The organism is Microbispora sitophila (genome assembly GCF_014892245.1).
Taxonomy (GTDB): Bacteria; Actinomycetota; Actinomycetes; order Streptosporangiales; family Streptosporangiaceae; genus Microbispora; species Microbispora siamensis.
In genome coordinates, this window is record NZ_JADBGC010000005.1 from 296,720 (window position 1) to 311,213 (window position 14,494).

Annotated in this window: 15 protein-coding genes; 6 read left to right on the forward strand and 9 right to left on the reverse strand. The window is 72.6% G+C overall.

The features are described from left to right. Positions 1-37: 37 nt before the first annotated feature. The 3 genes from IL992_RS11470 to IL992_RS11480 all read left to right on the forward strand — a co-directional run bounded on the left by IL992_RS11470 (position 38) and on the right by IL992_RS11480 (position 2,700). The gene (locus IL992_RS11470; RefSeq protein ID WP_193203302.1) at positions 38-1,150 is read left to right on the forward strand and encodes a ferritin-like domain-containing protein; all 1,113 of its coding nucleotides are present in this window, start codon (positions 38-40) and stop codon (positions 1,148-1,150) included. Positions 1,151-1,258: 108 nt separating this feature from the next. Further along, positions 1,259-1,822 (forward strand): hypothetical protein, encoded by a 564-nt coding sequence (locus tag IL992_RS11475; protein WP_193203303.1) that lies wholly within the window; start codon positions 1,259-1,261, stop codon positions 1,820-1,822. Further along, positions 1,822-2,700, forward strand: coding sequence for a hypothetical protein (locus IL992_RS11480; protein WP_193203304.1), 879 nt, complete (start codon positions 1,822-1,824; stop codon positions 2,698-2,700). Before IL992_RS11475 ends, IL992_RS11480 begins: the two co-directional genes overlap by 1 nt. A gap of 73 nt (positions 2,701-2,773) precedes the next feature. Here the strand turns inward: IL992_RS11480 and IL992_RS11485 are convergent, their stop codons facing one another. The 3 genes from IL992_RS11485 to IL992_RS11495 are packed head-to-tail and all read right to left on the reverse strand — an operon-like array spanning position 2,774 to position 4,358. After that, positions 2,774-3,100: a DUF202 domain-containing protein gene (locus IL992_RS11485; RefSeq protein WP_193203305.1), complete on the reverse strand. Its 327-nt coding sequence runs from the start codon at positions 3,098-3,100 to the stop codon at positions 2,774-2,776. Between the two features lie 7 nt (positions 3,101-3,107). Further along, positions 3,108-3,443 (reverse strand): YidH family protein, encoded by a 336-nt coding sequence (locus tag IL992_RS11490; RefSeq protein ID WP_193203306.1) that lies wholly within the window; start codon positions 3,441-3,443, stop codon positions 3,108-3,110. A 9-nt stretch (positions 3,444-3,452) separates the two neighbouring features. Next, the gene (locus IL992_RS11495) at positions 3,453-4,358 is read right to left on the reverse strand and encodes a helix-turn-helix domain-containing protein (RefSeq protein WP_193203307.1); all 906 of its coding nucleotides are present in this window, start codon (positions 4,356-4,358) and stop codon (positions 3,453-3,455) included. A gap of 79 nt (positions 4,359-4,437) precedes the next feature. Between IL992_RS11495 and IL992_RS11500 the strand changes: the two genes are divergently transcribed. Beyond that, a complete protein-coding gene (locus IL992_RS11500; protein WP_193203308.1) occupies positions 4,438-5,838 on the forward strand; it encodes an MFS transporter in 1,401 nt (466 codons plus the stop codon). Between the two features lie 29 nt (positions 5,839-5,867). On the opposite strand, the gene IL992_RS11505 is transcribed toward IL992_RS11500, so the two are convergent. Beyond that, positions 5,868-6,233 (reverse strand): hypothetical protein, encoded by a 366-nt coding sequence (locus tag IL992_RS11505; protein ID WP_193203309.1) that lies wholly within the window; start codon positions 6,231-6,233, stop codon positions 5,868-5,870. 84 nt (positions 6,234-6,317) lie between these two features. Continuing rightward, positions 6,318-7,037, reverse strand: coding sequence for a ferritin-like domain-containing protein (locus tag IL992_RS11510; protein WP_193203310.1), 720 nt, complete (start codon positions 7,035-7,037; stop codon positions 6,318-6,320). A gap of 122 nt (positions 7,038-7,159) precedes the next feature. On the opposite strand from IL992_RS11510, the gene IL992_RS11515 reads away from it, so the two are divergent. Beyond that, entirely contained in the window at positions 7,160-7,417 is a 258-nt protein-coding gene (locus IL992_RS11515; protein WP_193203311.1) for a ubiquitin carboxyl-terminal hydrolase 14, read from the forward strand. 31 nt (positions 7,418-7,448) lie between these two features. On the opposite strand, the gene IL992_RS11520 is transcribed toward IL992_RS11515, so the two are convergent. Then, complete coding sequence (locus tag IL992_RS11520; protein WP_193203312.1) at positions 7,449-9,038, reverse strand: Na+/H+ antiporter; 1,590 nt, start codon at positions 9,036-9,038, stop codon at positions 7,449-7,451. Positions 9,039-9,085: 47 nt separating this feature from the next. Then, positions 9,086-10,312: a hypothetical protein gene (locus IL992_RS11525; protein ID WP_193203313.1), complete on the reverse strand. Its 1,227-nt coding sequence runs from the start codon at positions 10,310-10,312 to the stop codon at positions 9,086-9,088. Between the two features lie 224 nt (positions 10,313-10,536). Here IL992_RS11525 and IL992_RS11530 point away from each other — a divergent pair, with 224 nt between their 5' ends. Continuing rightward, a complete protein-coding gene (locus IL992_RS11530; protein ID WP_193203314.1) occupies positions 10,537-12,630 on the forward strand; it encodes an ATP-dependent DNA helicase in 2,094 nt (697 codons plus the stop codon). A gap of 119 nt (positions 12,631-12,749) precedes the next feature. On the opposite strand, the gene IL992_RS11535 is transcribed toward IL992_RS11530, so the two are convergent. Together IL992_RS11535 and IL992_RS11540 are read right to left on the reverse strand one after the other, a co-directional pair. Then, entirely contained in the window at positions 12,750-13,487 is a 738-nt protein-coding gene (locus tag IL992_RS11535; protein ID WP_193203315.1) for a hypothetical protein, read from the reverse strand. A 199-nt stretch (positions 13,488-13,686) separates the two neighbouring features. Beyond that, positions 13,687-14,481, reverse strand: coding sequence for an SGNH/GDSL hydrolase family protein (locus IL992_RS11540; RefSeq protein ID WP_193203316.1), 795 nt, complete (start codon positions 14,479-14,481; stop codon positions 13,687-13,689). Positions 14,482-14,494 lie beyond the last annotated feature (13 nt).

A 14,494-nucleotide genomic window follows, 5' to 3' on the forward strand; every position in this document is an offset into this window, starting at 1 on the left:
CAGGGATACGTACGGTGTACGTCAAGGGAGGTCCCCCGTGTCGACCCACGAGCTCTACACCATCCCCGCCGAGCTTTCCACGTGGGACGTGGAGATGACCGGGGCGGCCCGGTTCACCTGGGAGTACGACGACGGCCGGGACCGCATGCTCGCCCTCTACCAGAAGGGCAAGGACAAGCAGTGGGACTCCGTCAAGCGGATCGACTGGGATCTCGAGGTCGACCCCTGCGACGTGCTCGGCGTTCCCGACACCACCCTCGCGATCTACGGCTCGCCACTGTGGGAGCGCATGGACCGGCGGCAGCGCGACGAGGTGCGCAGGCACAACGCCGCCTGGCAGTTCTCCCAGTTCCTGCACGGCGAGCAGGGCGCCATGATCTGCTCGGCCCGCATCGTCGAGTCGGTGCCCGACCTCGATTCCAAGTTCTACGCCGCCACCCAGACGATGGACGAGGCACGGCACGCCGAGACGTACGCGCGGTTCCTCCAGGAGAAGGTCGGGCTCGCCTACCCCATCAACGAGCACCTCAAGGCGCTGCTGGACAGCACACTGAACGACTCGCGGTGGGACATGCCCTACCTCGGCATGCAGGTGCTGATCGAGGGCCTGGCCCTGGCCGCGTTCGGGGTGATGCGTGACATCACCACCAAGCCGCTGCCCAAGCAGATCCTCGCGTACGTGATGCAGGACGAGGCCAGGCACGTGGCGTTCGGCCGGATGGCGCTGCGCGACTACTACCGGAACCTGTCCGACGCCGAGTTGCGCGAGCGCGAGGACTTCGTGATCGAGGGCTGCTATCTCATGCGCGACCGGCTGCGCGGCGAGGAGATCTGGGAGACCGTCGGCCTGTCGCGGCAGGAGTCCGCCGAGGCCATGGAGTGCGTGGACCGGTCGGAGTACCTGCGGCTGTTCCGTTCGCTGCTGTTCAGCCGGATCGTCCCCTGCGTGAAGGACATCGGCCTGTGGAGTCCCCGCCTCCAGAAGGCGTACGCCGACATGGGCGTGCTCGAGATGGCCGGGCAGAGCCTCGACGCGCTGATGCGGCAGGACGAGGAGATCGCCGAGCGTCTCGACGCGGAGCGCTTCGCCCGCGAGGAGGAGGAACGGGCGGAGGAGGTCGCCGAAACCATCGCCGCCGCGGGCGACTGACCGCCGATCACACCGTGATCGTCGCGACTGCGGCACCGGCCGGGTCGATCGGCGGGATTCGCGATCCTTGTCCCCATCTGTTGGGAATCCTTGCCATACTCCGTCTTCGTGACTGTGGAGTTGACGCAGAGTGGCCGCGGGTCCCGCCGGATCGTGGTCGGGGCGATCGGCCTGGTCGTCTTCCTGCTCGCCGGCGTCGGCGCTTACGCCGTCGCCTACAACGTTCGCAAGCAGGACACGCGATACTGCGGCCACGACTGCGTTCCCGGCCTCAAGATCGGCACCGTGGTCGAGGCACTGCGGGGCCAGGGGCACACCTGCGCCGACAAGAGGCAGTTCTGGTCCTGTGAGCTGAGGATCGGCAAGGTCCGGTTCGAAGCAGACCTCTTCCGCGCCGTCACCGTGGTGGACTTCCACGAATACATCAGCAAGGTCGAGGCCAGGATCATCAATCCGGACAGCACTACGGCGGCGGCCGGATTGGACTACATGTCGTGGTTCGCGGCCCTGCCCCACCGTGACGATCCCCCGACGGTCAAGAAGGTCGGCGGCTGGCTGGCCGAGCAGATCGCGGGCGACGGGGACATGGCCTTCATTCTCGACTGGGAGTACGCGCTGGAGCGGAACGCGAACACCCGGTCCATCGAACTCACGATGAAGAGGAGATATTGATGGCGGCTCCACCCCGCTGGCCATACTCTCCCGACGGGAGGTTCCGGTGGGACGGCGCCGCCTGGCAGCCGGTGCGGACGCCGCCTCCCGGAACACCCGCCCAGCAGGGCCCCACCGTGCCGCCGCCTCCCGGAACACCCGCACAGCAGGGCCCCACCGTGCCGCCTCCCTGGCCTGCGCCCGGCCATCCGTCCACGGCCTCGCCCTGGCCGCAGACACCCGGGGCGCAGGCGGCCCAGCCGTACGCCCTCCAGCAGGCGCCCCCGTACACGCATCCCGGCGTGGCCCCCCGTCCCCGCCGCCCGGGAACCGCGGTATTCGTGCTGGTCACGGTGGGGACGCTGATCGCAGCACTGGTGCTGGGCGGGGCTGCCGGCGCCGCCGTGGGCCTGGCGACCACAGAGCCGGTGACGGACGCCCCCGCGCCTTCCTTCCCCGGGAGGTTCCCCACGGCGAAGCAGCGGTACCTGCCCAAGGTGACGGTCGACATGGTCGCGGTGAGCTGGCTGCAGGCGGCCGCTTCCTGGAGATGCGCGAGGTCCGCGGCCTCCGACCCGTTGACCGGCGCCACGATGGGAATGATCTGCCGGCCCGGTGACGCCGCAAGGCTCCAAATGTCCGTCTATATCTGGTACGACGGGCCGGACAAGGTGCTCTCCGTGAAAGCCCGCTGCGATCTCGGCGTCAGATCGAAGGCGTGCACGAGCCTCTTCTCGATGATGGCGGACACTCTGCTCTCTCCCGACCGGACCCTGCGCAAGCAGGCGGAGGCGTGGGCGGGGAAGAACGCGGACAAGGCGGCGGTGACGGCCATCGGCGGCGTCCGGCTGGAGACCAGCCCGCGCCCGCACAGCATGGACGCCGTGCCGGCGATCTGACGACCACCTGCCGGGGCACGGCGGACGTGCGGGGCCTTCACGGCGATCCGCCGGAGGGCCGCAGGGCCCCGGCTCACCTCGTGAGCGTGAGGATCGCGACCAGCGCCGCGGCGGCGACGGCCAGCGCGCCCGCCCAGGCGATGCCGGCGTCCAGCCGGTGGTCGAGCGGACGCCCGTGCCGGAGCGTCCGCTCCAGGGCGCGGTGCCGTCTCCCTGTGCGCAGCAGCAGGACCGCCCCGGCCAGCGCCGCCGCCGCGAAGAGGACGGCGAGGCCGGGCAGATCGTGACGGACCATGATCCCCGCCGCCCCGACGGCCGAGCCCGACATCGTCACGGCGGTGCGGACCCAGGCCAGCCGGGTCCGCTCGCTGTGCAGGCCCGGCCTCGGCTCGCCGCTCACCGGCCGCTCACCGCGCCATGAGGATGAGGAGCAGGGCCAGGACGGCCACCGCGGCCACGCCGTACCCGAACATGGGGGCCAGGGCGGGCGGCGGGAGCGCGCGGTCCTGCCGGAGCGCCCGGTCGATGTGCCGCCAGCGGGGATAGGCGGAGCCGGCCGCCACGGCGGACAGCAGCACGAGCACCACGGCGAGCAGCGTGCGCACCCACGGCACGAAGACGTCCTCGGGGACGACCGCGATGGCGATGCCGCCCGCGCTCAGCGCGAGGGAGGTGCTGATCCAGGTAAGGAACGTACGCTCGTTGGCGAGGACGAAGCGGGGGTCGGGTTCGTTCTCTTCCATACGAGAACGCTATTTCTGCCCCTTTTCCCCTAGATTTGCCGGGTTGCCACTTCTACTGTGCGGAGGGGACGACCCCACCCGCGTCGTCGTGGCGGCCAGGTGGCGCAGCCTGTCCTCCGACTCCGAACCGGGCTCGGCGGCGAACAGGTCCATCCCCTGCAACTCAGGGTCGCCGGGCAGGCCGACGAGCTCGGCGGACAGCCGCAGCTCGCCCACGACCGGGTGGTCGAGGACGTAGTCGCGGTGCGTCGCGGCGGCCACGTGGTGCTCGTGCCACAGCCTCCGGAACTCGGGGCTCTGCCCGCAGATGGTGTCGACGTGCTCCATGATCTGCGGGTTCGTCGGATAACGCGCGGCCAGGACGCGGAGCTGGGCCACGTGCTCCCGGGCGAGCCGCGGCCACCCCTCCCCGTGCATACGCCTGATCTCCTCGTTCAGGAAGATCAGGTGGGCGATCGTCCTGCGCTCTTCCGGGATCGCGGCGAAGTCGGCGAAGACGGCGGCCGCCAGCCTGTTCCAGGCGACCACGACGGCGTGCCGTCCGAGGACGAGTGCCGGAGTGAGCACCAGCGAGTCCAGGACACGCTGCAGCCCCGGTCTGATCGGGGCCTGCGCGACGTCGTCGCGCCGATGCGCCGGGCGGGCCAGCGCGTGCAGATAGACCCGCTCGTCCCCGGTGAGCCGCAGCACGTCGGCGATCGCGTCCAGCACCTCGGCCGAGACGTTCCTGCTGTTGCCCTGTTCCAGGCGCGTGTAGTGACTGACGCTGACCCCCGCCGCCAGCGCCAGCTCCTCACGGCGCAGGCCGCGCACGCGCCGCGTCCCGTTGCCCGTGTACGGCAGGCCGACGTCCTCCGGCCGCACCCGCGCTCTGCGGGACTTGAGGAACTCGCTCAGCTCGACCCCTCGATCCACGATCGTCCAGCCTAGGCAACTTTTGAGTAGTCAGAACTCGGGGCTGGCTGGGGCCCGGGGCCGCGATCAGGCTGCCTGCATGCGATCCGTGATCCCTCTCGTACTTCTCGGCCTGGGCAGCTCGATCACCGCCCTGGACTTCACCATCGTCTACGTCGCGCTGCCGCAGATCGCCCGCGACGCGGGGTTCTCCCCGTACGCGCTGCAGTGGGTGGTCAGCGGCTACGCGGTGCCCTTCGGCGGCTTCCTGCTGCTCGGGGGCCGTCTGTCCGACCTGCTCGGCAGGCGGCGCATGTTCGTCGCCGGCATGGTGCTGTACGGCGTCGCCTCGCTGCTCGGCGGGCTGGCCTCCTCCCCCGCACCGCTGATCTGCGCCAGGGCGCTGCAGGGGCTCGGCGGCGCGGTGCTGATGCCCGCGACCCTCTCCCTGGTCGTCACCATGTTCGCGGAGGGGCCCGCGCGCAACCGGGCGATGACCGTGTGGGCGGTGTGCGGCGCCGCCGGGCTGAGTCTCGGCGCGCTGCTCGGCGGCATCCTGACCGGCACGCTCGGCTGGGAGGCGGTCTTCTTCGTGAACGTGCCGCTGACCGGGGTGGGCGCCGCCGCGGCGCTCGCCGTGCTGACACCGGACGGGAGGCGGCGAGCCGGCGGATTCGACCTGCCGGGGGCCCTCACCGGCACCGCGGGCGTCACGGGACTCGTGTTCGTCGTCGCCCAGGGCCCCCAGTGGGGCTGGACCTCCCCCGGCGTCCTGGCGTCCGCCGCCGCGGCGGCCGGGCTGCTCGCCGTCTTCCTCGTGACGGAGGCGCGGGGCCGCGACCCGTTGCTGCCGCCGCGACTGCTCGCCAACCGGCACACGGCCGCCGGGGCCGGGGTCATCCTCGTCTACGGCCTGACCCTGCAGTGCGTGCCCTACTTCCTCACGCTGCACTTCCAGGACGTGCTCGGCTACGACGCCCTCCAGTCGGGCCTGGCCTTCCTCGGGCCCACCCTCGCGATCACGGCGGGCAACCTGGCCGCCGAACGGCTCATCCCGCGCCTGGGGCTGCGCGGCACATTGATCCTGGGCATGGCGGTGGGCGCGACGGGCACGGCGGTGCTGGCGTGGCGCCTGTCGGCCGACGGGTCCTACCTCGGTCTGCTGGCCGGCGTCGTCGGGTTCGGGCTGGGCGCGGGCCTGTGGTTCTCCACGATGTTCATCCTCGCCTCGACCGGCGTGGCGCCGCGGGAGCAGGGCGTGGTCTCCGGCCTGTCCTCCACCCTCCTGCAGGCGGGCAGCGCCGCGGGCCTGGCCGTCCTGGTGGCCGTGGCCGGTCGCGGGACCGCCGGTCTGACCGGGGAGGCGCTACGCACCGCCACCGCCGGCGGTCTGCGGTCCGCCGTCCTGGTCGCCGCCGTGATCTCCATGGCCGGCGTGGTGGTCGCGCTCGCACTCCGTCCCGCCGGAGGAAAGCCGGTCATCCCCGCGGACCGCCCGTGAGCGGAGAGGGCGGCGCCGGGGGGGCCGGGTCAGAGGCAGGCCTTGCTGACCTCGCGCAGGTAGTTCGCGCCGTCGGTGGCGACCTTCTGCGCCGCGTCCACCGCCGCGTTGGCGTCGTCGACGTTGAGCTTCTGGAGGCTGTCGGCGAGCCCCTGAAGGGCGTCCCTGAGCGTGGTGTCGGCGGCCTTGTTCGCCATGTTCTCCAGGTCGGCTGCGCCGTCCTCGATCTTCTTGCGCATGGCGGCGGGGTCGTCCACGACCTTGCCGATCTCGCTGATGGTCCGGCTGATCACCTGCGTCGCCTCGGCGCACGTCTGCGCCTTGTCCGCGCTCGCGCAGCCGGAGACGAGCAGGACGGCGGCCGCGCAGGCGGCGGCGAACGGGAGGAGTCGCATGCCGATCACCCTACCCAACCCCGGCCCGCCCGCCGCGGAAACGACGCCCGGGCCCGCCCTTCGAGACCCCCGCCCTCCACCGCGTCATCGGGTCATCACCTCGGCGACGACCCCGCGGAAATATCCCACGACCTCGCGGGCGAAGGCGGTCCTGGACACTCCGGCCCGCAGCAGGGCGTCGCCGTGGTCGAGGGTGACCACGGCCCGTGCGCCCGCCAGCAGCGACCACCACAGGGCCGAGGCGATCGCCCGCATGAGCCGGGAGGACCCCCGGAACGACCGCCGCAGCCGGTCACAGTGGAAGGGCACGTGGCGCAGCTCGTCGGCGAGGATCCGGCCCGCGACCTCCGAGGCGAGCAGGTCCCTGACGCCGTCGCGCACGACCCGGTAGTAGCCGAGCGCGACCACCTCGGCGAGCATCAGGACCATCAGCTCCGTGCGCAGTCCGAGGAGCCGCCGCAGCCGGACGAAGGCCGCGTCGGTCCAGTGGCCGGGGATCGTCACCGCGCCCGCCGCCTCCAGGAGCCGGCCCAGCAGGCGGGCGTGCTCGCGCTCCTCCGCCACGAACAGGCGGACGGCCTCCGCGTACACGGGGTCGCCCGCCCGGCGGGCCTTGTCCATGAGCCGGGCCCCGTCGCCGTCCTCCCCCACCTGGAACCGCTGGAGGCTCCGTACGAGGGCGGGCTCCAGCCGTGCTCCCGCATTCCAGTCGGGGTCGCCCCACGTGCTTCGCAGCAGCGCGGCGCCCTCGAAGTCGCGTAACCAGGCGGTGAAGTCGCCCGTGTCTTCGACCGTCGTCGTCATGGCCACGAAGCTACGGAAGCGGTGTGCAGATCCCGAGGGGGAGTTTGTAGAGGTTCGGCGTACGGCCCACGGGCGCGGGAGGGCGCTACGGGCACCCGATCGCGGGCCGTAGCATCTGCGGCATGGGGAACTGCGAACACCTGCTCGTGACGGCCGACCCTGAGCCGCTCACACCTGAAGGCTGCCAGGAGTGCCTGGAGCTCGGCATGCGATGGGTCCATCTGCGCAAGTGCCTGGAGTGCGGCCGCATCGGCTGCTGCGACTCCTCTCCCGGCAAGCACGCCACCGCCCACTACAAGGAGACCGGCCACCCGGTGATCCGCTCGTTCGAGCCTGGCGAGGACTGGCGGTGGTGCTTCGTGGACCAGCGCCTGGGCTAGCGGCGGGCCGGCAGGCCGGTCCTGAGCCCGCTCAGCCGCGTTCGAGCGTCGCCTCCTCGAAGTCGAGCTCCTGCATGACCCGGTGGAGGACCTCGTCGTCGATGCGCCGCTCGTCGCGCAGCCGCACGAACACCTCGCGTTCCGCGGCGAGCATCTCCCGGCGCAGCCGCCGGTAGAGCGAGGCGGGGGTCTCCTCGCCCTCGGGGCCGGTGCCGCCGCCGAGCCGCTCCCAGGCGTGCATGGCCCGGCGCTCGGAGCGGCTGCGCAACTGCTCGACCACCTCTTCGTGGACGTCCAGCACGCCGTCGGAGGTGAGCTCCTCCAGCCGCGCGAGGGCCGCGGCGGCGGCGGCCTGCTGGGCGCCCGCCTCCGCGAGGTCGTCGGCGTACCGCTCCCGGGCGGTGGAGACGCCCAGCCGCCTGATCAGCCAGGGGAACGAGAGCCCATGGACGATCAGCGTGCCCACGACGATCGTGAACGTCAGGAACAGCAGCAGGTTGCGCTGGGGGAAGTGCTCGGGCAGGGCGAAGGCCGCGGCCAGCGACACCACCCCGCGCATGCCCGCCCAGCTCGTCAGCACCACGTTCTGCCAGGACGGCGTCTTGGGCTCCCGGGCGCGCACCCGCTTCGACAGCATCCGGGGCAGGTAGGTGCTCGGCGGCACCCACGCGACCCGCACGAGGACGACCACCAGGAACAGCACGATCGCGTACGTGGCCAGCTCCCCGGGCCGCTCGCCGTCCAGCCCGGCGATGATCGGGCGCAGTTGCAGGCCGATCAGGGCGAACACGATCGACTCCAGCACCAGGTCGGCGACCTTCCAGACCGCGCCCGACAGCAGGCGCGTGCCGTACGTCGTCCTGCTGAGCTCGTGGCCCAGGTAGATGCCGACGATCACGACGGCGATCACGCCGGAGGCGTGCACGGCCTCGGCCGCGAGGTAGGCGGCGTACGGCACGAGCAGCGAGACCCCGTTGGCGATCAGCGCGTCGTCGAGCCGCCGCAGCACGAACCCGGCGAGGTAGGCGATGGCGAGGCCGATCGCCACGCCGAGGCCGGCGGCCAGGAGGAACTGCCCGCCGATGTCGAGCAGGTCGGCGGCGGCGCCGGTCATCGCGCCGACCGCGACCCGGTAGGCGGTCAGCGCCGTGGCGTCGTTGAACAGGCTCTCGCCCACGAGGATGGTCAGCGCCCGTCGCGGCAGGCCGAGCCTGCGCCCGATGGCGACCGCCGACACCGCGTCGGGAGGGGCGACGATCGCGCCGAGCGCGAAGGCAGCGGCGAGCGGGAGCTGGGGGACGATCGCGTGCGCGACGAAGCCGACCACGAGGGTGGTCGCCAGGACGAGTCCGACGGCCAGAAGGCCGACGGGCCTGGCGGCGTCGCGCAGCCGCAGATATGAGCTGTCCAGCGCCGCCGAGTAGAGCATCGGCGGCAGGAAGACCACCAGGACGATGTGGGGGTCGAGGCGATAGTCGGGAACCCCGGGCACGTAGGAGGCGGCCAGGCCGGCCACCACCAGGAGCAGTGGGGCCGACCAGTCTCGCCATCTGGCCAGGGCGGCGACGCCGAGGGCGCCGGCCGGGAGCAGGAGGAACTGCAGTGCCGTTGATGTGTCCATCAGACGACGAGGTTACTTACAGCTGGGACTCCCGCTGACCGGGGCCCTCACCATCCCCGCGAGGCCTCCCAGCCTTCCCCGTCCTCGTCCGACCACGGGATCGGGGAGTCCGTCGCGGGCTGCCCGGCGCGCCGCCCCCCGCGGCGCTCGTGCTCGGCGTGCTGGTCCGGGCCCTGACCGGCCGGCCACTGGTCCGGCCGCAGGCGCTCGCCCGTGGTGTAGAGCGGCGGTTCGTTAACGTACTGCTCGTTCGCGTACTGCTCGTTCATGTACGGCCGGACCGCGCCGAGGCCGAGGGGGTCGTTCGGGTCGACCGCCCCGGGCTGTTGCCCCGCCGGCTGCGGGGCCGGGGGGTAGGCCGGCTGCGGGCCCGTCTGGGCCGAGGACGCGACGAGGCGGTCCTGGGTCGGCGTACCCCGGGCGACGAGCACGTCGTTGGGGCCGAGCGCGGCGGGCGCCGGGTAGGCCTCGGGGGCCGGGACGGGCGGCGGCACCGGCGGGCGGGCGTACTGCCCTGTGCCTGGATAACCGTTGCCTGGATAATCGGCGCCGGGATAGTCCGGGTACTCGTAGTCGGACTGGACGGGCTGCTCGGGGAACCCGGCGTCGTGCGTCCCACGACGGTCCCGGGCGGCGTACCCGTTCTCGCCCTGCGCGTAGCCGTCGCGGGCCCTGCCGTACCCGTCCGGGGCCTGGCCGTAGCCGTCGGGCGCCGTGACGTGGCCCTCATCGACGGCGTACCCGTCCCGCGCCTGGGCGTACGGGTTCTGGGGCGCGTTCTGCGGCGCGCCGTAGGGGTCCTGCGCCGCGTATCCGTCGCCGGGCTGCCCCGCGTACGCGTCGGGAACGGCGTAGGCGTCCTGGACCCGCGTCGCGTACGCGTCCTGGGACTCGGCCGCGTACGGGTCGTGGACCTGTGTGGCGTACGGGTCGTGGACCTGGGTCGCGTAGGCGTCCTGCCCCTGGTCCTGCGGGCGCGCGGGGTACGCCTCCTGGGGAGCGTAGCCCTCCTGGCCCGGCATCCCCTGCTGCGGGAACGGTCCCGTCCCGGCGTCCTGCTCCTCGCCGCCCGCCTCGGCGAAACCCTCGTCCAGGGTGTCGATCAGCCGTCCCACGTCGTTCATGGGCATGCGGAAACTGGCCGTGCACATCTCGCCCCGCCACAGGCTCAGCACCAGCGTGCCGTCGTGCCACGTGACCCGGAGCACACGGTCCTGGCCTCGTGCGTCGAAGAACACCTCGCCGAACGATGGCAGTGGGACAACTTCCGACATGGCAGACATAGTGCCTTTACCTGCCCTTTTCCGTCCACTCGATCTCGGGAACCCTCGCGAAACTTCCGTTCCGTCCCTTTTCGACCTCACTGGGTAGATCGCCGTTGACCTGAGAGCACTGACATCTCAGTGTGCCATGCGCGCCGGGGGGGAGTTCCTGGAACGCCAGGATGTGGTGAGGCGGACACGCACCGGATGTCGGTGGCACCGGGTAGCGTTCTTCCGTGCCCAAGGACCGTCCCGAGCTTCCGCCCGTCGAAGAACTCCTCACCTCCGCGGTGACCGCGCTGGGCGGCGTCGAGCGCCCGGGGCAGGTCAAGATGGCACAGGCGGTGCGCGACGCCATCGAGAGCGAGGAGCATCTCGCGGTGCAGGCCGGCACCGGCACCGGCAAGTCGCTGGCCTACCTCGTGCCCGCGATCAGGCACGCGGCCGAGAGCGGCGATGCCGTGGTGGTGTCCACGGCCACGATCGCCCTGCAACGCCAGCTGGTCGACCGCGACCTCCCCCGGCTGGCCGACGCGCTGGAGAGCCTGCTGCCGCACCGCCCCGAGTTCGCGATCCTGAAGGGCCGCCGCAACTACCTGTGCCGCCACAAGATGGCCGCCGGGATGCCCGAGGACGAGGACGACCAGCTCTTCGACCCGCGTGAGGTCAGCGCCACCGGCCGGATGGTGCAGCGCATCCAGGAGTGGGCCAACGAGACCGAGACCGGCGACCGCGACGAGATCGTGCCCGGCGTGAGCGACCAGGCCTGGCGGCAGTTCTCCGTGACGGCCCGGGAGTGTCTGGGGGCCCAGCGGTGCCCCAGCGGCGCCGACTGCTTCGCCGAGCTCGCGCGGGAGCGCGCGGGCGCGGCCGACGTCGTGGTGACCAACCACGCGCTGCTGGCGATCGACGCCATGGAGGACTTCGCGGTCCTGCCCGAGCACGACGTGGTCGTGGTGGACGAGGCGCACGAGCTGGTCGACCGGGTGACGTCGGTGGTCACCGGGGAGCTGTCGGAGAGCACGGTGAGCCTCGCCGTACGCCGGGCCGGACGGCTGATCGAGCAGGGGGTGGCCGACCGGCTCCAGGAGGCGGGCGAGGACCTGCGCGCCCTGCTGGCCGTCGCCCCGCCCGGCCGCGTCGACACGTTGCCGGGGTCGCTCGGGATGACGCTCGCGCTGGTGCGCGACGCCGCCTTCGCCTGCATCACGGCCCTCGGGCCGCGCAACAAGGACAAGGACGACCCGGAGAACGCCGGGCTGCGCAAGGCCGCCTTCACCGCGCTGGACGAGGTGCACGACACCGCCCAGCGGATGCTCGACGCCTTCGGCCCGGGGGCCCGCGGCGACGAGGCCGGAGACGACGCGGAGGACGCCGGGGACTCCCGGGGCTCTGCCGGCTCCGGGGGCGGAGCGAACGGCGGCGGCGTGAACAGCGGGGGCACGGACGCTCGATCCGAGGAGGTCCACCGGGCGGAGGTCGTCTGGCTGGAGGAGGGGCGCGGGCGCGTTCCCCCCACCCTGCGGGTCGCGCCGCTGTCGGTCGGCGGCATGCTGCGCGACAAGCTCTTCGGCGATCGCACCGTCGTGCTCACCAGCGCCACGCTCGCGCTCGGCGGCTCGTTCGACAGCCTGTCCCGACAGTGGGGCCTGCGGGCCGGGGAGTGGACCGGCCTCGACGTCGGCTCGCCGTTCGACCATCCGCGCCGGGGCATCCTCTACGTCGCCACGCATCTCCCCCAGCCCGGCCGCGACGGCCTGCCCGAGGCGTACGTCGACGAGATCGCCGAGCTCATCGAGGCGGCCGGCGGCCGGACGCTCGGCCTGTTCTCCTCCATGCGGGCCGCGAAGGCCGCCACGGAGGCGCTGCGCGAGCGGCTCGACGTGCCGCTGCTCTGCCAGGGCGACGACTCGACCTCGCAGCTCGTCAAGCAGTTCGCGGGCGACCCCGCCACCTGCCTGTTCGGCACGCTGTCCCTGTGGCAGGGCGTCGACGTGCCGGGCCCCTCGCTGACCCTGGTGATCATCGACAGGATCCCGTTCCCGCGTCCCGACGACCCGCTCGCCTCGGCCCGGCAGCGGCACGTGGCGGCCACCGGGGGCAACGGCTTCATGGCGGTAGCCGCCACCCACGCCGCGCTGCTGCTGGCGCAGGGCGCGGGCCGGCTGCTGCGGTCGATGGACGACCGGGGCGTCGTCGCCGTGCTCGACCCGAGGCTCGCCACCGCCCGTTACAGCGGGTTCCTGCTCAACTCGCTGCCGCCCTTCTGGCGCACCACCGATCCCGCGAAGGTCCGCGACGCCCTGCGCCGCCTCACCGCCGGTTCCTGAAGCCGGGACCGGCGGGCGGAGGTCAGGCCAGGGGGACGACGCGCGCCTCTGCAGGGCCGGACCCGGCGGTCATCTCGGCGTCCCGCCTCATCCGGGAGGCCCGGCCGCGCCGGCTCCGGTCACATCCTCGTGACCGCGCCGAACGTCTCCCCGGCGTTCAGGCGCCGTACGAGGTCGGGCACGGCGCGCGGCCCGCCGTTCGCGGCGCCCCATCGGCTCACCTGGCACGCCGCCTTCGCGTAGGTGCGCACGTCCGCGCCGGCCGCCCGCAACCAGGCGTCCAGCGTCACCGGCAGCGCGGCGTCCGTGCTCGCCAGGCAGCGGTCGGCCGCCGTCTCCGGCGCGAGGTAGCGCGGGTCGCCGGAGACGAGAACGGCCAGGCCCTCGTCGAACCACTGCGGCACCGCATCATCCGTGACCAGGCGGTCGTGCAGTTCGACGTGCGACATCTCGTGGGAGGCGATGACCGGATCCACGCCGTCCGGTGACAGCATCACCGCGCGGTTGAGCACCGCGACACCCCGCTCACCGCCGCCGCCGATCCGGCGGTAACAGCGGTCGCTGAGGCAGGCGAGGATCCGGGGAGAGGCCTGCCTGCCGCCGTAGAAGGCGCGGACGCGCCGCTCCGCCTCCTCCACGGCGATGAGCACCTGCCGCCTCCGGAACGGCGGCAGGCCCGACTCCGCGTACACGTCCGGCGCCAGCCGCTGCAGACCGTAACAGCCGGGGCAGGCCGTGGCGGCGACCGACGGATAGGCCACCGCCACGACGGCGGCCGCCGCGATCGGCAGGGCCGCGAGCACGACGAGCAGCCACACCCGCCCGCGCCATGGCGCGCGCCATCGCTTCCAGGCCATCGTCGCTCCCGTTCTCGACTCCGGTGGTCATGAAGCAGGAGCTTTGCGCGATGTCCGCCTTTCGCGCATCGGACCGTGGTACGACGTCCTCCGGTCTGAGGCGGCGTTCACGCCGGCCGGACTGCCGGTGCGAACATTGCGGCGCGGGCCTGCATGAGGGAGCTGGTTCAGGGAGAGGGAGCAGGGTCAGGAAGCAGGGTCAGGAAGCAGGGGGCAGCGGGCTGAGGTCGGGCCGCTTCGGAGCGAGGCCGTCGCCGGAGGACGTGCCGCGAAGGCGCCGCCCGATCCACGGGCCGAAGTGCTCCCTGAGCCACTGCACGTCCTCGCGGCGCTTGGCCCTCGGGTCCACCTGCTCCCGGGGCGGCCAGGACTTGCGCCAGTCGTCCTCGCCCGGCACGCCCAGCACGTGCAGGACCCGGGCCGCGACCAGGCGGTGGCCCTCGGCGTTCATGTGCAGCCGGTCGCCGCTCCAGGCCCGCCAGTCCCGCAGCCCCTGCATCGACCACATGTCCACCAGGTGGCAGCCGTACAGGTCGGCGATCGAGCGGACGTGCATGAAGAAGATCGCGAACTTGCCGCGCAGCTGCCGCATGATCGGAGTGTCCCGGGGATCGGTCCCGGTGAACAGCACGACGTCGGCGCCGGTGGCCCGCAGGTCGCGTACGGCGGCGGCCAGCTTCTTCGCCATCTGGTCGGGGTCGGCGCCGGGGCGGATGAGGTCGTTGCCGCCCGCGCAGAAGCTGATGAGGTCGGGCTTCAGCCCGACGGCCACGGGCACCTGGTCGGCGACGATCTGGTCGATCAGCTTCCCCCGCACCGCGAGGTTGGCGTAGCGGAAGTCCGGCTCGAGCAAGGCGAGCCGCTCGGCTACCCGGTCGGCCCAGCCCCGGTAGCGGACCACCTCCCCCGGCGCCGGAGGGGGCGCGTCCGGGAGGGGGTCGTTGAGCCCCTCGGTGAAGCTGTCTCCGACCGCCACGTACGACCGGTAGCCCATGATCCCTTCTTTC